Genomic DNA, 16,398 nt, shown 5'->3' with positions numbered 1-16,398 from the left:
TCGCTAGATGACTTCCAGCTGCAACAGTGCGAGGTTTTCCAGATCCAGGCTGGAGTGGGCGCTCTGGGCTATCCTCGCAAGCGCATCGTTGCGTCGCTCCTCGGCCCTGCGTAGTTGTCCCTCAAACATGTGGGCGGTCTGGGGAGTGGACTGTACCAACCGCCCGTTGATCGACCTTTGATGATTCTTGAAGACTTCTTCTGCACGGATTTTGCGTTCCAGAATGAGGGCATCGTTTTCCGACTGACGACGGTCTTGCTCGGCATGGCGTCGCTCTTCCAGGTCTACTAAGAGCTGCTCGGCATAGAGATCCGCATTAGCGTGCACAGCGCTGGTGGATGCTGTCAGTGTGCCCTCAGCCACACTGGTCATGAGCAGGGCTCCTGCTTCAAGGCTCCGTGACTCACCTGTCTCCAGATCGACTGCCTCAACCCACAGTTCGCTGGTCGAGCGTAGCCCGGACCAACCGGCCGCAGCCAGCGCCAACAAATATGTGCCCGATGGGCAGTCTGCATCGGCTGTAGCTCGAAGGGTCGCAAATCTCGGAACATGATGGGGCTTCAAGTCACGGGAGGCCACCCGGACCAGCGGGTGGTGTCCGTTGAGGAGTGAGCCGCCGCCTACTCGGGCTTCCTCTGCGTCAAGGCTCATGACAAGGGGAGTCTTTGCCCGCCCAGCCCTTTCGACCCGCGAAACTTCCGCTGAGGTCTGACCTTCGCTCCTCCTCCAGTCGACAATCTTAAGCAGCATCTCTTGGCTCACGTCGACGCGTAGCTGCTTACCCTTGACGTCCACTTTGCCTGAACCACCGCGCAGCCGAGCCCAGTCTGCCACGAGATGAGCAAGCTCGATCTGCCCTAAGTAGCGGCCGCGACTGATCCTGTCCTCGACCGAGTTGATGCCGAATTGATCCTCAGCTTGCAGTTTGGACGAATGTTCATCTAGCTCAGCTGCGTCGGCCTTGCCCTGTTCGACGGCGGCAATCGTCTCATTTATCCGTCGGTCCCTTTCGCTGTCCGTCAGACGGAAGTCAACTACGAGCTCGTTTAGGCTCTCAAAAGATTCCGCAAGAATAGGCTCCAGCTCACCAATGGAATGCTCGAAGACACCAACCCGAGCCATTAATTTCTCTAGAATTCGAGACTCAATAGTTCCCGGGGTGGAGAAGTTCAAGATAAGGATTTTGTCCGATTTTTGACCGATGCGGTCGAGACGGCCGATCCGTTGTTCCACCTCCATCGGATTCCAGGGCAGGTCATAGTTAACGATCAGAGAGCAGAACTCGAAATCAAGGCCTTCGCTGGCCACTCGGGTGGCGATCACGATATCGAAGTCCCCGGCACGGAAGCGCCGCATTATTGACTCACGTGCGTCAGGCGTGACTCCTCCGTGCAGCGCCGCCACACGATGGGTCTGGGACAGCTTTCCGCAAAGGTAACTGAGTGTGTTTCGAGAGAAAGTGAAGACGAGGGCGGACCGCCCGGTCATTTCTGAACCTCGAAGAGCTTTGGAGAACGCATCGAATTTGGTATCGATACCAGCGAGACGCCGCGCGAGCGTTTGGAGGTGCGCTGGGGGGACCTCAGCCGAGAGCAGGCTGCCTCCTCTGCCCGGAGTCGGTGAGCCGTCGCCGTCGTTCCCTTCCTCCGTTTCAGATCCCAGAACCTGTCTTGCTGTGGCGGGTAGGCACGAACTTGCAAGTCGGAGAGGCATTTGCAGAGCAAAGGCGGGAGGCAGGTTCCGCTCCTGTGCAATCTGCCTCAGCCAGTCTACGTATGCGTCGTAGAAGGCTTGTTCCTCAGGCATCCACTCGACTACTGCGTTTACTGCTTCGCGAACTGACCGAGCTGTGTGCACCTCAGTTTTTCTAGTCCGTGTTATGGCCGAAGATAGGCCGTGCAGCTGGTTGCAAGCATCGCGGATAACCGGCGCCGAAACCACCGAGTACTCATCCGTATTGAGAAGTTCCTCGAGCTTCTTGAACGCGGCCCGCTCGCGAAGGGCGCGCCCCATTCGAGCGCTTGCTATTTGGTTGAGCCAATGTCGTCGTTGGGCATTGGAGACCTTTGGATTCGTTGCACTCCTTCGCAGCGCTTGCAGGGCTTCGTGGTGGTCGATACGGAGGTCGAGGTCTGCTCTTGTCTCGATTTCGCCGGGCATGATGAGGCGCATCATTGACAGCAAATCGTCGTTGCCGAGATTGAGTGGGGTGGCGCTCAGCAATACCAGGGAACCAGAGACGTCACGAAGGAATAGCCCAAGTTTGAGGCTCGCTGTGCCTTGGTTGCGCATTTGATGTGCCTCGTCGATGATGCACAGATCCAATGCAAAGTTCAGCTCCTCCATCTGCTGCAGATCCTCGAACGTCCGGAACGTTTGGATGGAGACTACGATAGCGAAATTCTGAGGGAGGGTCCCTGCTTCGAGCTTCTCGACAACTCGACGGAGGTCAGCCGTTCTGTAATGCTCCAGCTCAAAGCCGAAGCGCTCGCTCATCTCACGCTGCCATTTCGGCACAAGTGCGGCCGGGCAAACCACCACAACTCGATTTGCTTGACCTCGTGCAGCCATCTCAGTCCAAAGAAGACCAGCTTCAATGGTCTTGCCCAAGCCGACCTCGTCGGCAATGAGCATTCGCTCCATTGCTGAATCCAAATATTTTAGGACCGGCTTGAACTGAAAGGGGTTGATGATTGTCTTTGTAACACCGTAGGAGAATATTGCGTCTGTTACACCTCTGTTGAGCTTCGCCCTTGTGACCATAGCCGAGAATGCCTCCGGGGAAGCAGGCGTCTCTTGAAGCCAGGATTCGGCAGATGGGATATCCGGAATCGGTTCCAGCTCTGACTCCGAAACCGTTACTGTCCTTCCGTCCTGACGAATCACATATGACCACCGGGGTCCCGTCAATAATCGCCGCATGATAAGGATGTCTCCGCCAGTACTCATGGAGATCGCTCCACCTGAGGCCGGGAACTTGGGTGCTTCGATATGAATCGCTTCATCCCACCAAGATTCGAGCCAGTCCATCCCGATGACGCCCAGAGAACTTTCGTCAGCATCCTCAAGACTGACCTGTTCGGGGGGCATTGGCGTCCGACCGGGTACAGCTTGTCCGTCGATGACAAGGGCGTTCATCTCGCCGTTCACTTTGGCCCAGTAAACTCCCGGCCTTAGTGAAACTTCATGGTCGCGGCTGTGCAGTACTCGATATTCGTGGCTCAGGTTCAAGTCTTTTGGCTGCGGGGCCACAAGCAGGATTCTGCCGGCGCTTCCGTCATGGAGTAGTCCGAGGTCCGAGATCTGCGGGTGATACCCACAGGTGTTGTCGGCTGTCATGAGCACTCGCTTACAGATGCCGCAGACCTAGCCCTGATAAACCCCATGCACAACCCCCATGTTGAGAACGCGAACGTGACTTGGGACCACGTCGCCAAGATATTTTGATTGTAAATGCAAGTTTTATAGACCGGTGGTACGGGTGAGCGTGTCGCGGTTCGCTGCGTTCCGAGGCTCAGTCGATGTCCACGGAGACAGTGGACTTGAAGGAAGCCTAGAAAGTCGTTGATTTCTGCGGATGACCTTAGGCTTCTTGGACGACATCGTAGGGGGACGATTCCGAAAATGACTACGGCACGTAAGCTCCGCATTTTGAACATTGCATCCACAGTCCTGCTGTTAGCCGTTTTGACTTTGCAGTTCACCAAAGTGATCGATGGGTTCTGGAGCATGACACTCCTGGTGCTGGTCGGGGCCCCGACGACGGTGGCTTGGGTGATTCTTGAGCGGCGCCAGGGCGCCGAGAAGATGCGGGACTCGGCTTAGCCCGGCTTCTCGTCTATAAGGCCAAGACGGTGGGCCTGTGCAAGCGCAAGATGCTGTCGGCGTCGTCGTATCTTTCCGGTGACCATTGCCTGACAGTCCCTACTGTGGAACTCTCGACTTGATCCTGCCGCCGGGGTGGCGGCACGCAGCAGGGAAGGAGTCCGACATGGGACTGATCCACATTGACCTGTTCACCACTCTCGATGGGGTCGCGCAGGCGCCGGGCGGGCCGGAAGAGGACACTGCCAACGACTTTGCGTTCGGCGGCTGGCAGGCGCCGCTCATCGACGAGGTTGTCGGCGAGCAGATCGATTCCGGTATGGCTGGGATGGACGCGCTGCTATTGGGCCGGCGGACCTATGACATTTTCGCCTCGTACTGGCCGCACCAGAATGGCAAAATCGCGGAGCTGTTCAACCGGATTCCGAAGTACGTGGCCTCGCGTCAGTCGCCGGAGCTTGAGTGGGAGGGCTCCACGCTGCTCGGCGCCGACACGGTAGCCGGGCTGCGGGAGCTCCGCGGGAAGCATCAAAACATCCACGTCATCGGGAGCCTCGACTTCGTTCAAACCCTTTTCGCGGAGCGCTTGTTCGATCAGCTCAATCTGTGGGTTTATCCGATCCTCCTGGGCCACGGGAAGAAGGTGTTCGCCGATGGGGTGGTGCCTACGAACCTCAGGCTTATCGAGCCCGTAGTTGCTTCACCGAAGGGTGCCGTGATGCAACGCTACGCCCTGGTTGAGGGGACTCCTGGGGTGGGAAACATGGCGGAGATTGATCAGGCGTAGGGGCCGCGAGAGCCGACAGCCAGAGGTGGTGTGCAAGTCACGCCGATCGAAGCCTTCGTCTTTCGCCGAGAGGAACCGCAACATCAGTCCCTACATAGGATCCGCGTCGCCGCTCGAGGCGCGTCAATTGCCCGGGGCTCGGGATGCGGGCGCTCTTACGCCGATTGCAGTGAGCACATGCGGCAACGAAGTTCCGGGGCGATGTCGCGCCGCCTTTGGACCATGGATAGAAATGATCTCCGTGTTCCGCAGCTCTCGTGCAGCGCCTCCGGTAACCCGACTCCAACTCACATTGCCCGCCGGCTCGCAGCATTCCATCTTGGCGCTGGTACCGCGTGAACCGACGTTGCGGATCTCGACGCCGAACGTCGCTCGTCCGCTGGGTGATAGCCACAACCAGCAACATCACAATGAAGACCGCGGGCGGCCCGATGGCGATCCAGAGGCCGCCAAAGACTTCCTGTAGGACGTTTTCGAGTGAGCCAGTGCCGAAGTTGCCGAGGGCCCGCGGGGTTGTAAAGGACAGGTAAGCAGCCGCAAACAGCCAGACCCCGGAGACAAGGACGAGCAGCCGAAGGGATTGGCGCGTCCAATAGATGCGCCGCAATTCAGATCGAAATGACTGGCCCTCGGTCATGCCGTGACGTTAGCAGCACCGCACTCCGTTTATCGGCAGGCCGGGGCGAATGTCAGCGCCCAGCAACCCGCCTTGCCACGTACTCCGCGTCCAGCCCCACGCCACCAACGATTGACGAGTAGTGCCGGGTCAGCCACGGCAACCCGACCACATACAGCCCGGGAAACTCCGTCACTCCCCGGGAGTGCTTCGGGTAGCCCCACTCATCCACCAGCGGCAGGTCCACAAACCCAAAGTCCAGCTTGTATCCGGAAGCCCACAACACGGAAGTGATGCCCGCCTCCGCAAGGCTCACCCGTGAAAGCTCCGCAGGCAACCAGTCATCCGCTTCCGCAGCCGCCTGCTCCGGTGCATCGATCCCCGCTGCCGCAATATACGCATCAATCGCCTTGCGTGAACGCTGTCCAAACGCGGACTCGACGGCGGCGAGGCGTTCGGGGAGGTCGTCGCTGAAGGTGATGACGCCGTCGTCGACTGATTCAAGGTGACCGTGCAGGTGTATGCCGCGGCGGCCGAGTTCGCGCAGGTGGATGCTGTGGCCGCCGTCGGTGCCCGAGAGCAGGGGATTGGGCGCAAACCGCAACGCGGGGGAGGGTAGTGCCTCACGGGTGAGTGCGTTGACGCCGTAGTCAGGTCCGTGTTTGCCGGTCTCGAGCATCCAGTAGATGAGGTCCTGGCCGCGGTAGCGGCGAGGGGCTTCGGGAACGACGGAGATGGCGAGGTGGACGTCGCGGCCGGCGTCGTGCAGCTCCTCGGCGACCTGCCCGCCCGACTGGCCGGTCCCTATGACCAACACGGCACCGTCGGGCAGTTGCTCCGGATTGCGGTACTCGTGGGTGTGCAGCTGGGTTACGGCGGCGGGGAGCTTGACGGCCGGGGCGGGAACCTTGGGCAACTGATAGGCGCCCGTGGCCAGGACGACGTTCCGGGCTCTCAGGCTCCCTAGGGAGGACTCGATCAGGAACCCGCCCTCCGGAGAAACGGACAACCGGGTCACGTCAACGCCCGTGTGCACTGGTGCCGCAATCAGCTCCGCGTATCGCCTGAAAAGGTTCACTGCGGCGTCGCGGGGGATGAAGGCGTCACGGTCGCCGTCGTCGAACGGCATCCCGGGAAGGTCCAGCGAAAGGTTGGGCGTGTTCATGTAGAAGCCGTCCCAACGATCCTGAAAAGCGCCACCCAAAGTGTCGCGCCGCTCCAGGAGTTGATGCTCCACGCCGAATTGCGTGAGCCAGTAACTCGTCGTGAGGCCGGCTTGGCCTGCGCCGATAACGACGGTTTCCGGGATGCGTCCCATGGGTGGACTTTACGCCCGGCCACCCCTTGGGAACAGTGCGTTGGGGAGAACTTTGCGGAGCACATCCTCCACACCGGGAGCAACGGACGGCGCCTTGCCGCCCAGCTCGAAAAGCGGCAGGTAGCCCATGTGCCGGGCGGCATGATTCGCCATGGCGAGAGGTCCGACGTCGACTCCGGACAACGGCTCCCCGCGCAGCAGGCGTGAGGCGCTGCGCTCGCATCCAGAGATCTCAATGATGACCTCGAGGTCGAAGTTCCGCAGCAAATGACTGCTCCAAGGACTCTTGGGATGCGCGTGATCGGACAACGATCCGCCAGGCGGGATCTCGGTGGTACTCAATGTGACTGGCCCCCTGGGCGCTCGTGCTGTTCCTGTAGGAGGAGTGCAAGGTCGGGCCCGGTCGTGACGCTGCTGGCGTCATATCCGGCCGACTTGGATCACTAACCAGAGGTGTCTTGCGACAAAAGCCGGGCACATCACCGCGGATACAGGAGGGTTGGACATGGGGATTTGGGCTGACATAGCGGAGATCATTGGCGCGCTGGCTACGGCCACGGCGCTGTTCTTCGTCGCCAAAGCAACGCGACATTCGCGGCAAACAGTGGAAGAGTCCCAGCGGATGCGCCGCTTGGAGGCAGAACGGGACCAAAGAGCAATCACGACGGCGGAGCGGCGCCAGGCCGGGCGGGTCGCCTTCTGGCCGGTCAAGAAGAAGTTTCAAGGCAAAGAGCAGTGGGGCATCGAACTGGTCAATTCCAGTGAGGCGCCGATCTTCCGGTTGACCCTGGAACGGCCCGAAGGGGTCACGCGGAGGGACCACCCGATTCCGGCGATCAAGGCTACGGCCAAGATCCTCCCTCCCGGCCGCTACTTCTTCAGCCATCAAGACCGTTGGCCTGTATACATCGACGCGAGCCACGTTTGTGAGCCCCTCCCCGGGAACATCGACTACATGGGCACGGTGACCTTCATGGACAGCGACGGTCGTCACTGGGTGCGAGGTGCTGACGGAAAACTCCAACAGCAGGCTCCCGAAGGCGCGGTTGCATCGCAGGGTGCGGTCCATTCGGGACTGTGATCCAGCTGATTTTGGGGCTGTCTGGCACATCCGATGGATAAAACATTTCCCAGCACTAGCTATCTGCTCAGAACTCTGTAGACTTGATGGTGTTGTTGTGTTTGGCATTTGGTAGTTCAGGCAGTCCCCATGATCCATCTGGATCGTGACCTTCTGAAGTAACGGTGGAGAACACCCCACACCGGAGACCCGAAAGTCGGGAGAATCTCCACCTTCAGTAAGGACTGAAAAAATGGCTACAGGTACCGTGAAATGGTTCAACTCCGAAAAGGGCTTCGGCTTCATCTCTCCTGAAGATGGCAGCCAGGACGTTTTCGCTCACTACTCTGCGATCAACTCCTCGGGTTACCGCTCCCTCGAAGAGAACCAGAAGGTTTCCTTCGACGTCGAGCAGGGCCCCAAGGGTCCCCAGGCAGTAAACATCCAGGCTATCTAGTCTTCGGATAACGCAAAAAGCAGGGCCGGTCACTGACCGGCCCTGCTTTTTTGTCGCCCTCAACCCATCGTTAGACAAACTTCGTCATGCGCGACCAGATAACTATGGACATCAGGCCAGCCAAAACCAAGCCCCCCGCCATGAAGGCCAATCCGACTTCTACCTGAACAGGGAATGGCGGGCGTGGACTGAATCCACCCCAATAGTTGAAGATGCCTTCTCCGGCGGCCGTAAGGATATTTCGCGGATCGTAGGGCCCTGCGAAGGGCGCCACCATAAGTAGCCCGCCGGCGGCCAAGCACGGTATCAGTATGCTTCTCGTCACCAACCCGACAAATAGACCAAGTAGCCCGAACAGGATCGCCGTTGACGCGCTGAATGCAATCTGGACTGCAGGGCTTCCAGCTGAGGCTTCAGCTACAGGGTAAGGAAAGCTCCCACCGGCCGAGGGCAGAAACGCAGCCCTGAGGACAGGCGCCGCAACCAGACTCAACGTGGCTGCAATCAGCACGGCAGCCGGGGAAACGATTACGACAGTAAACGCCTTCGCCACGACGTATGGCCTGGCGCCTTGCATCACCACCCTATCCTTCAGGATCCGACGACGAGCGTCACCAGCCGCCACTCCGCATCCGTATATGAAGAAAAGTAGTGGGATGACCAAGAACGTGATCATCTCAAGCCCGGTACCGACTGCGTTCGTCCCTTCAAGAGCTTGGAAAGCGAAATAGGCTCGTTCATAGTCGTAACGTAGCGGATTGTCCACCAGCTTCTGACCGTCCTGGACCGCCAACCTTACGGGTTGCTCCATTGCCTGTGGCAGGGAAACCCCATTAGCGGATGCCTGGGCCTCCGTCGCATGGAGACGAGTCATGCTGGCATCTACGTTGCTGACACTCCCAGTGAATGCGAACACTAGAGACAGCGATAGTCCGGCTATGGGCAGCAGCAGCATTCTGCCCCAGTACTGATACCTCAGTTCGGTTCGTATGGAACGGAGTAGGTTACTCATCAAAGTCGTCGACCTGGATTAGTGGTTCGCCTGCATTTCGCTGAATCTTTCCGCATCGTATTGAGAACTCAGAGGAGGCGACGTCCCGATAGAAGGAGGATTCATGATCAGAGATGAGCACACAGCTCCTATCTGAAGCGTGCTCCAATAGCTCTAGTAAGGCGGTGCGGCCCGTGTTATCCAGGCCGGATAGCGGTTCGTCCAGCAAGATACAAGGTCTCCCAGATGCAAAAGCGGCCGCTAGTGTAATCTTTTTCTTTTGACCGAGGGAGTAGGTTGCCGATCGCTTTGCAAGTAGATCATGGTTGAAAAATGCCTTCACCGAAGGCTCCTCCAGAATCGCCCTAGGCGATGCGTCCAGTAAGGCTCCCAAGTTCTGTGCACCTGTGAGACTCCCATGTACTGTGGAGTCATCGAAAGCTGCGGCAACGTTATTCGCCAGTGAACCATTATGCCAAAGAATGCTTCCCTGGTACCTCTCCAGTCGAGCCAAGCACTTTAGGAGAGTGGTCTTACCGTTTCCATTATCTCCGCGAAGTAGATGTATTCCTATCGAAGGAAGAGTCAATGATACATTGAGCAATACGTCCTTACGCCCATAGCGTTTGGAAAGATCTAATATGCGTAGCATGAGTCCTCATCATTGGAGGGCCGGCCGTTGACGGCCGGCCCCAAGACTGCGGGTTATTTGCCTAGTCCTGCCACGCGTACCAAGCGCCATCGCCGTAAACATTTGCACTCTGGACGACGGTTGTGTGATAAATGTTGACGTTGCCCCACGGGGTAGGAGTGCCTATCCTCGCGTCGGTCAGTGCAGTGGTTGAGAAAGTTGGTTCTCCCTTCTTGAGGGTTGGCTGCATCGTGTTGCCATTGTTTGATGTAGATCTAGGGGTGGTCATGTCTTTGAGCGTCTGTGTGCTGTCAGGATCGTTGGCGGCATGAGCGGGAACCGCCGTCGTGGCAATGATTGCGGATAGAAATACGGCGGCAATGCTGGAGCGTGGTTTCATGATCGTGTTTCCCCCAATGGAAATGAGAATTGTGCGCAGAAATGTGTTGCATTTGCACGCTGATGCATGAGAAATCACTCTGACTGTTGGCGGCTCGTTGCGCCGCAGACTGCGCGGGTGATTGTCAATACTCTCAGCCGGGAGCGGCAGTTTGTCAAGCATTTTTATTTGAGGGTTATGAGATAAGAGTTTCCCAATTGTCGGCACCACTTAGGTGACAGCATTCAGCACCTAAATTTGCTCTTTTCGCCACCTAGAAAGCCGCATATGAGTCTGTGCATGACGGTTTTGCCACCTAGTCCGCGTTTCTCGGTGTAGCCCGCCTAGGTTCGTAGGTCGGGTCGACTCCGCCCCCTACTCCGCGATCACACCAGCGGCCTGCGGCTCCCTCCATGAGGCGTCCCGTAGGCATTGAGCCCTGCCGGTCAGGGACGTATCCTCCTTTTGTCGCCCCCCGGGTAGAAGATGTCTACTACCGATGGAGAGTGGATTCGAATACATATCCACATAGCGAATTACACCAATGTAATTCATCCAACGCAGACCGTAGCGTCGGTAGCAAGAGACCACGACGCAAGGGGTACCGATGATCTGCCCGAACACCAAACACCAGCGCGAACTCCGCCGCCACCACCTAGTTGATGCCGCTCACCACCTGAATCGACCCAAATCATCACCTAGATTTGGCAGATCTCGCCTGTGCAAGCCATTTTCAACACCTAGTCCGCTGTTCAAGATCTAACCTGCGAGGTGAGCCGAATGTCGGTCATGCACAGAAGCAGAAGGTTGGATCGGGTGTTCGATGTAGAGGTCCAGCGTGTCCTGGACTATGTAGCGCACGGCATTGGTGTGCGCATCGTTGGGGTACCCGGCAGCGGCAAAAGCACGGTGGTGCGCAACGTCATCGCAAGCCTGGAGAAATCCGGAGCGATGGTCCATGTCATCGAAGGTCTCCGTACACACAGGAACATCCCCTTCTCGGCCATCAAGAGCCTTGGACTCGATCTGCGGCCAGGCCGCAGCGGGGTGTTGGATCTGGCTGATGTCCTTTCAAGTCACCTGGCCATGAGTGGCAAACATGTCCTGATCCTGGATGACATCCATTTCGTTGACGACGAATCCTTGGCTGTTCTTGAAGCTGTCCGTGGCCGTTCGAGCAGCCCGTTGATTGCCACGGCACCCGAGAACGTCACCTTCTCCGAGAGCCAACTGGCTGTCCTCAACCACGGGCGGGAAGCCGTCCTCCAGCTGGACCCTCTTCACTACGAGCAAGTCCACACCCTGCTCTCCCAAGTGCTGGGCGGATCAGCCGATGCTGACACGACAGCGCGGATTCTGACCAAGGCGGCCGGCAACCCTCGCCTCATCGTGAAGATCGCGGAGACCGCCTCACTGAGCGATCTGTTGGTCAGGCGTGGTGGGTTGTGGCGCATGACCGGTGAGACGCTTTGGAGCGATCATCTCCGCGGAACCATCGAGGGGTTGTTGGCGGAGCTCACCGCGGACGAGTTTACGGGGTTGAACGCCATGGCCATTCTGGGTACGGCCCGTATCGATGTCCTTCAGAAGATCGTGCACCCCGACGTGCTGGATGCGCTCGAGCGCAAGGGCCTGCTGTCCGTCATGGACGATCACCACAACGGCGCCACGGCGGCGGTCAGCCCGCCTGTGGTCGCAGACTACTTCAACGGACAGAAGTCCCTACGGGACAGGCACCTGCTGCGGAGCAGAATCGCTGGTGTGCTGGAGTCAACGCCAGCGGCTGCCGACACCTTCACCACCGCAGACTGCCTCTCCCGTGTGCTCGCCTCACTCCGCCGAGAGCGCAGCAGCGACGACGCCGTTACGGCCAGGCACTTTCATGAACACAGCACGGTCCGTGAGCGCGCCCGCTTTGAACGGTGGGAAGCCGAAAAGTCTGTCGCCAATGCGGCTGCGCTGTTGCGCATCTATTGGGGCGCACCTGTGGATGTGAAGCGCGCCCAGCGCGTCTGCACGGAAACATCAACCCACGACGCTGACCCTTCGGACCTGCTGCTGTTCACCATCTCCAAGGCCCTCCTCGCCATCAACACGGGCAGGGGATTGAACTCGGCCGTTGGGATTCTGAAGAACTTGGGTGAAACACATCCAGGACTAAAATTTGGTGCGGACGCCGCCATTCTATTTTTCAGCGGATCCCACAGCCGCGTCCCCATGGCCCGGCTTGAGTCGGGAACAGGCCAGGTGCCGGGGATCGGCAAGCTGATCGAGGGCCTTATGCATCTTTACCGCCTCAATCCGACCATGGCCCTGGAAGTCATCAAGGACACAAAAGACGACGAGACCTTCCCGCACCTACGGCCATTCATCACCGGCTTCTCCCTCTTTGCCAGTGGCAAGATCGACGAATCGCTGGTGTTCGCACTGGACTGGCGTGCCGAAGCCCGTAAGAACCTCGACCAGTTTGGAGTGGTCAGCAGCAGTTACATCGCGGTCCACGGGCTGCTCTACCGCGGCTACTTCGAGGAAGCCGAATACCTGATGAGCAGCGTGTTCGCGATGGGCCGGCCGGGCTTTGTGGTGGACGTACTTTACGACGCCATGCTGCGCCTTGCGGGCCTGCGGCACGCCACGTCTTCGGCGGCGCCGGAACTATCCATCGCCACTCAGGCGCGGACGGAAGTGCCCGACGTCGGTCCGCTGCCTGGTGTGGGTAAGGGGACTTACGCACTGGTCGCCGGCAGCAACACTCGGCCGGCGGGATTTGACCGCCGCGCCTTACAACTGATCAACCGGCAGCTGAAGAGCGGTTACGTACTGGAAGGAATGATGACGGCGCTGCTGTGCACCTGCCTGAGTCCGGCTCGCCCGGTGCTGGACCTGCTGAAAAGGATCCTCAGGGAAAGCAACATCACCGTTCATGAACAGTTCCTTGCCATCGCAACTGCTGTGGTGGAGGGAGACCACAAGACGCTCAGCAGTTTGTTGAAGCACTACGAACCGGACATCGACCTCTACCAAGTTGGCATGTTGCTCCAGGGCGGCCTCAAACGTCATGTTCTGGACGGCGACTCAGACACTGCGGAAGTCCTCGCGGGGGAGTCATCACTGTTCGCGGCCCGATTCCCGGCAGCCTTCGAACCGGTCTCCTTCATTGCGGTGAAGTCAATGCTCCTCACGGACAGGGAAACCGAAATAGCCTTGCTGGCCGGGTACCGCTCGAATGTGGAGATTGCTGAACAACTTGGAATCAGTGCCAGGACCGTGGAGAACCACATTTCCAACGCTCTGCGAAAGACCGGCGCAACTTCGCGCAATCGTCTCTTCATCCTGGCCAGAAATTCACTGCCGCCCGAGTGACACTGGATATGCTGTCAGCGTCCCTCCCACGGCACTTACATACGTGCCGTGGCAGATGCTGAAAGGGCTCTTGTGAACCAGCCACCCACGTTGGCCCGACGCCTAGGTACCTTCGACGCTTCCCTTATCGGCTTGGGATCCATGATCGGAGCCGGCGTCTTCGCGGCCTTCACCCCCGCAGCCGCAGCAGCCGGATCAGGCTTGTTGATCGGGCTGGTGATGGCGGCATTCGTGGCCTTCTGCAACGCCACCTCCTCTGCGCAGCTCGCGGCGAGGTACCCCACTTCCGGGGGCACCTACATTTACGGTCGTGAACGGCTCGGCCAATGGCCCGGGTTCCTTGCCGGATGGGGGTTCGTCATCGGCAAGACGGCCAGTGCCGCCGCGATGGCAATGACCTTCGCCGCCTACGCCGCACCGCAGGGCTGGGAGCGGCCGGTGGCGATCGCCGCCGTCGTACTTCTGACCGCCGTGAACTATCACGGCGTGACCCGAACCGCGGGCCTTACCCGGGTGCTCGTGGTTGCCGTGCTGGGTGCCTTGGCGATCGCTATTGCAGCAGTCTGGGGTGGTTCCGGCCCGGACTTCGGGAACATTGTGGGCGAGGGGCTCCTGGCACACGGCTGGTACGGCGTCCTCCAGTCGGCCGGCCTGCTGTTCTTTGCGTTTGCCGGCTACGCCAGAATCGCAACCATGGGCGAGGAAGTACGTGACCCCCGGCGGACCATCCCCAGGGCAATTMCCATCGCGCTGGGAATCACCATTGTCATCTACGCCGTCATTGCGATTACCTTGCTCGGAGTGCTCGGTCCGCAAGGGGTAGCGGAGACACCGACGCCACTGGCCGACGCCGTAGCGACAGGCTCGATGGCGTGGGCGGCTCCGGTGGTTCGAGTCGGCGCGGCCGTGGCCTCGTTGGGGGCGCTGCTGGCCTTGATTGCGGGCCTCGGACGCACCAGCCTGGCGATGGCCCGGGAACGTGACCTACCACCATGGCTGGCTGCCGTGCACCCCAAGTACAAGGTCCCGCATCGGGCAGAAACGGCCTTGGCCGTTGTGGTGTGCCTCGTGATCGCAGTGGCGGACCTCCGGGGCGCCATTGGGTTCTCGTCCTTCGGTGTGCTGCTCTACTACCTGGTGGCCAATGTGGCCGCGTACACCCAACCGCAGGAAGACCGCCGATATCCCAAGTTCCTTCAGGTGGCTGGGGCTGTGGCCTGCGTGGGTCTGGTGATGACGCTGCCGCCGCTCTCCGTGGGGCTTGGTGTGCTGATGTTCGCGGCGGGGATCATCTACCGCCTTCTGCGGCTCCGCCGAAACCGGACCTAAGTGTAATGAGGTCCGGCTGGGCACGACTCCACCGGGGGTAGTGGGGTGGAGCCGTGCCGTAGTGCCGCCTACGTCTGGAGCAGGTGGGGTTACCCGCCGGACACCGGGATCCCTGCTCCGGAGGCACAAAAGAACCATATGGCCGGATTTCCGGCCCTAGGTATCGAAACCCCGAAACTAGGTGGTCCTGGGCGCGGTTTAGTTCGCAAAGAGCATGAAATTAGGTGTTGGGTGGGGCCGCTCTAGGTGTTGGCACGTCGTCGGGCATTCCTGCGCTCAACGGATTCCATGAACGTGACAATGCTGGCGAGGGTCATGGCAAGGGAACACATCACCGCCAGCACTGCGGGAGTCTCCTGGAAGGGAACAACCAGCAACGGACTGAGCATCATGGCGTTGCCGAATCCGGACGCCGCAAACACTCCCGCTTTCAGCAGCAAACACCTCAACGGGTCCATTACCAAGGCGGCTACCGGCGCCACCACACCCAATGCCATGGTGAGCACAACCGCGGTAGCCCGCAGGTCCGCGGGATCAAGCACCTTCAGGCCTTCCGGGGGTGGAGCCATTCCCAAGAGGGTAGCCGACACCGCAGAACAGACAGCAACAATGCTCGTGAGTATTCGAAGGGCTGCAGGGTAGAAGTGCGTAATCACTGGAAAATCCTCGTCGTTCGTCGGCCCTACCCCCGGCATAGGGGTAGTGCGACGAACTGCGGACCCATGACGCGAAATACCGCCGGCTAATCCTCCGGATGCGCCAACCGCTTCAACAGGGGGACTAGGTCACCGCCGGAAGCAGGTCCGAAGAAGTGGGCATCGGCGAGTTCAACGGCGGCAATGGCAAGCGGGGCCAGCTCTGCCCCCGCCGCTGTGACTCGCAGCCGCTTGGACCGCGTGTCTGCAGGGTCCACTTCGCGCTCGATGAGGCCCTTCTGTTCCAATGTGCGCAGAACCTGCGACGCCATCTTCACATCGGTGCCGGCCTGACGGGCTACGGCCAGTTGATTGGGATGGCCGCCCTCTTTGTTGAGCCACCAGGTGCACGCCAACAGGACGAACTGCACGTGGGTGATGCCGTGCGGGGCCAGGGCCGCCGCGACCTCACGTTGCCAGCGAAGAGTCGCGTGCCACAGCAGGAATCCTGGACTTTCGCCGGGGCTGAGCGGCATCAGAGCTGTGCGTGTTCGACGAGGGAAGCCATGGTCTCGGGCCAATCTGCCGTGATACCAGGTCCAATCCCGGGCCCGATATCGTCTGCCCCGGCGCCGGAGATCTCCATCCGGTAGGTAACCCGGACGCGGCCGCCGTCGAGCTTTTCGATGCGGTGGGTGGTCCGCAGCAGCAAGCCGTCGAATCGCGCTTCGTCAACGAAGAGCTCACCCGGCACCACCTCGGCGAGCTGCAGCGCGATGGGGTCCTCGCCCGGAGGTGTCATCAGGATGGTCGCGCCCTCAGCGAAGGGGCCGTCGATCTCGATCCCCTCGATCTCGGCGTTCCAGTCGCCCCAACTTTCGACGTCGGCCCACAGGCGCCAGATGTCCTGTTGTGCCGCGCCGGTCTCAACGCTGTGTTCGTAGTCCCACATGGCTGCCTCCTCTGGAAGATGATCTATGCACAGACTATCTGTGCATAGATCATCT

The 16,398-nt window shown here is 59.7% G+C and carries 17 protein-coding genes; 7 read left to right on the top strand and 10 right to left on the bottom strand.

Annotation, left to right across the window (positions count from 1 at the left end; genetic code table 11):
- Positions 1-3 precede the first annotated feature (3 nt).
- On the bottom strand, positions 4-3,339 hold the full coding sequence (locus tag AB4Y81_RS10000; RefSeq protein WP_441995744.1) for a helicase-related protein: 3,336 nt from the start codon (positions 3,337-3,339) through the stop codon (positions 4-6).
- Positions 3,340-3,624: 285 nt separating this feature from the next.
- Between AB4Y81_RS10000 and AB4Y81_RS09995 the strand changes: the two genes are divergently transcribed.
- Positions 3,625-3,825, top strand: coding sequence for a hypothetical protein (locus AB4Y81_RS09995; RefSeq protein WP_079581136.1), 201 nt, complete (start codon positions 3,625-3,627; stop codon positions 3,823-3,825).
- A 166-nt stretch (positions 3,826-3,991) separates the two neighbouring features.
- A complete protein-coding gene (locus tag AB4Y81_RS09990; protein ID WP_441995743.1) occupies positions 3,992-4,612 on the top strand; it encodes a dihydrofolate reductase family protein in 621 nt (206 codons plus the stop codon).
- A 37-nt stretch (positions 4,613-4,649) separates the two neighbouring features.
- Here the strand turns inward: AB4Y81_RS09990 and AB4Y81_RS09985 are convergent, their stop codons facing one another.
- Positions 4,650-4,925, bottom strand: coding sequence for an HNH endonuclease (locus tag AB4Y81_RS09985; RefSeq protein WP_441995796.1), 276 nt, complete (start codon positions 4,923-4,925; stop codon positions 4,650-4,652).
- 6 nt (positions 4,926-4,931) lie between these two features.
- On the opposite strand from AB4Y81_RS09985, the gene AB4Y81_RS09980 reads away from it, so the two are divergent.
- Positions 4,932-5,078, top strand: a complete 147-nt coding sequence (locus AB4Y81_RS09980; RefSeq protein WP_441995798.1) for a hypothetical protein — start codon at positions 4,932-4,934, stop codon at positions 5,076-5,078.
- A gap of 223 nt (positions 5,079-5,301) precedes the next feature.
- Here AB4Y81_RS09980 and AB4Y81_RS09975 read toward each other — a convergent pair whose 3' ends face one another.
- Both AB4Y81_RS09975 and AB4Y81_RS09970 read right to left on the bottom strand, forming a co-directional pair.
- Positions 5,302-6,546 carry a flavin-containing monooxygenase gene (locus AB4Y81_RS09975; protein ID WP_441995742.1) on the bottom strand — a complete coding sequence of 415 codons (1,245 nt, stop codon included), beginning with the start codon at positions 6,544-6,546 and terminating at the stop codon, positions 5,302-5,304.
- A 9-nt stretch (positions 6,547-6,555) separates the two neighbouring features.
- On the bottom strand, positions 6,556-6,888 hold the full coding sequence (locus AB4Y81_RS09970; protein ID WP_441995741.1) for a hypothetical protein: 333 nt from the start codon (positions 6,886-6,888) through the stop codon (positions 6,556-6,558).
- 163 nt (positions 6,889-7,051) lie between these two features.
- On the opposite strand from AB4Y81_RS09970, the gene AB4Y81_RS09965 reads away from it, so the two are divergent.
- Together AB4Y81_RS09965 and cspE are read left to right on the top strand one after the other, a co-directional pair.
- Positions 7,052-7,627 (top strand): hypothetical protein, encoded by a 576-nt coding sequence (locus AB4Y81_RS09965; protein WP_018777191.1) that lies wholly within the window; start codon positions 7,052-7,054, stop codon positions 7,625-7,627.
- Positions 7,628-7,859: 232 nt separating this feature from the next.
- Positions 7,860-8,063 carry a transcription antiterminator/RNA stability regulator CspE gene (gene cspE, locus AB4Y81_RS09960; RefSeq protein WP_011773907.1) on the top strand — a complete coding sequence of 68 codons (204 nt, stop codon included), beginning with the start codon at positions 7,860-7,862 and terminating at the stop codon, positions 8,061-8,063.
- Positions 8,064-8,133: 70 nt separating this feature from the next.
- Here the strand turns inward: cspE and AB4Y81_RS09955 are convergent, their stop codons facing one another.
- The 3 genes from AB4Y81_RS09955 to AB4Y81_RS09945 all read right to left on the bottom strand — a co-directional run bounded on the left by AB4Y81_RS09955 (position 8,134) and on the right by AB4Y81_RS09945 (position 10,247).
- Positions 8,134-9,075: a hypothetical protein gene (locus AB4Y81_RS09955; RefSeq protein ID WP_441995740.1), complete on the bottom strand. Its 942-nt coding sequence runs from the start codon at positions 9,073-9,075 to the stop codon at positions 8,134-8,136.
- On the bottom strand, positions 9,068-9,706 hold the full coding sequence (locus tag AB4Y81_RS09950) for an ABC transporter ATP-binding protein (protein ID WP_441995739.1): 639 nt from the start codon (positions 9,704-9,706) through the stop codon (positions 9,068-9,070). Before AB4Y81_RS09950 ends, AB4Y81_RS09955 begins: the two co-directional genes overlap by 8 nt.
- A gap of 61 nt (positions 9,707-9,767) precedes the next feature.
- Positions 9,768-10,247: a hypothetical protein gene (locus AB4Y81_RS09945; RefSeq protein ID WP_441995738.1), complete on the bottom strand. Its 480-nt coding sequence runs from the start codon at positions 10,245-10,247 to the stop codon at positions 9,768-9,770.
- Positions 10,248-10,880: 633 nt separating this feature from the next.
- On the opposite strand from AB4Y81_RS09945, the gene AB4Y81_RS09940 reads away from it, so the two are divergent.
- Positions 10,881-13,427 (top strand): LuxR C-terminal-related transcriptional regulator, encoded by a 2,547-nt coding sequence (locus AB4Y81_RS09940; protein ID WP_235503074.1) that lies wholly within the window; start codon positions 10,881-10,883, stop codon positions 13,425-13,427.
- A 141-nt stretch (positions 13,428-13,568) separates the two neighbouring features.
- Positions 13,569-14,756 (top strand): APC family permease, encoded by a 1,188-nt coding sequence (locus tag AB4Y81_RS09935; RefSeq protein ID WP_441995795.1) that lies wholly within the window; start codon positions 13,569-13,571, stop codon positions 14,754-14,756.
- A 242-nt stretch (positions 14,757-14,998) separates the two neighbouring features.
- Here AB4Y81_RS09935 and AB4Y81_RS09930 read toward each other — a convergent pair whose 3' ends face one another.
- The 3 genes from AB4Y81_RS09930 to AB4Y81_RS09920 form a co-directional block, all read right to left on the bottom strand.
- Positions 14,999-15,325, bottom strand: a complete 327-nt coding sequence (locus tag AB4Y81_RS09930; RefSeq protein ID WP_441995737.1) for a hypothetical protein — start codon at positions 15,323-15,325, stop codon at positions 14,999-15,001.
- Positions 15,326-15,498: 173 nt separating this feature from the next.
- Positions 15,499-15,927, bottom strand: a complete 429-nt coding sequence (locus AB4Y81_RS09925) for a MarR family winged helix-turn-helix transcriptional regulator (protein ID WP_189075943.1) — start codon at positions 15,925-15,927, stop codon at positions 15,499-15,501.
- On the bottom strand, positions 15,927-16,343 hold the full coding sequence (locus tag AB4Y81_RS09920) for an SRPBCC family protein (RefSeq protein WP_441995736.1): 417 nt from the start codon (positions 16,341-16,343) through the stop codon (positions 15,927-15,929). The genes AB4Y81_RS09925 and AB4Y81_RS09920 overlap by 1 nt, the downstream gene beginning before the upstream one ends.
- Positions 16,344-16,398: the final 55 nt, after the last annotated feature.

The sequence above is a fragment of the Paenarthrobacter sp. TAF1 genome (genome assembly GCF_052113825.1).
GTDB lineage: Bacteria > Actinomycetota > Actinomycetes > Actinomycetales > Micrococcaceae > Arthrobacter > Arthrobacter nicotinovorans.
Note: the sequence above shows the minus strand (reverse complement) of the source record. Positions and strands in the feature narration are given on the sequence as shown.

Coding starts and splice junctions, on each gene's coding strand:
- AB4Y81_RS10000 (WP_441995744.1), bottom strand. CDS start 3,339: ATGACAGCCGACAACACCTGTGGGTATCACCCGCAGATCTCGGACCTC.
- AB4Y81_RS09995 (WP_079581136.1), top strand. CDS start 3,625: ATGACTACGGCACGTAAGCTCCGCATTTTGAACATTGCATCCACAGTC.
- AB4Y81_RS09990 (WP_441995743.1), top strand. CDS start 3,992: ATGGGACTGATCCACATTGACCTGTTCACCACTCTCGATGGGGTCGCG.
- AB4Y81_RS09985 (WP_441995796.1), bottom strand. CDS start 4,925: ATGCTGCGAGCCGGCGGGCAATGTGAGTTGGAGTCGGGTTACCGGAGG.
- AB4Y81_RS09975 (WP_441995742.1), bottom strand. CDS start 6,546: ATGGGACGCATCCCGGAAACCGTCGTTATCGGCGCAGGCCAAGCCGGC.
- AB4Y81_RS09965 (WP_018777191.1), top strand. CDS start 7,052: ATGGGGATTTGGGCTGACATAGCGGAGATCATTGGCGCGCTGGCTACG.
- cspE (WP_011773907.1), top strand. CDS start 7,860: ATGGCTACAGGTACCGTGAAATGGTTCAACTCCGAAAAGGGCTTCGGC.
- AB4Y81_RS09955 (WP_441995740.1), bottom strand. CDS start 9,075: ATGAGTAACCTACTCCGTTCCATACGAACCGAACTGAGGTATCAGTAC.
- AB4Y81_RS09950 (WP_441995739.1), bottom strand. CDS start 9,706: ATGCTACGCATATTAGATCTTTCCAAACGCTATGGGCGTAAGGACGTA.
- AB4Y81_RS09945 (WP_441995738.1), bottom strand. CDS start 10,247: ATGCTTGACAAACTGCCGCTCCCGGCTGAGAGTATTGACAATCACCCG.
- AB4Y81_RS09930 (WP_441995737.1), bottom strand. CDS start 15,325: ATGGCTCCACCCCCGGAAGGCCTGAAGGTGCTTGATCCCGCGGACCTG.
- AB4Y81_RS09925 (WP_189075943.1), bottom strand. CDS start 15,927: ATGCCGCTCAGCCCCGGCGAAAGTCCAGGATTCCTGCTGTGGCACGCG.
- AB4Y81_RS09920 (WP_441995736.1), bottom strand. CDS start 16,343: ATGTGGGACTACGAACACAGCGTTGAGACCGGCGCGGCACAACAGGAC.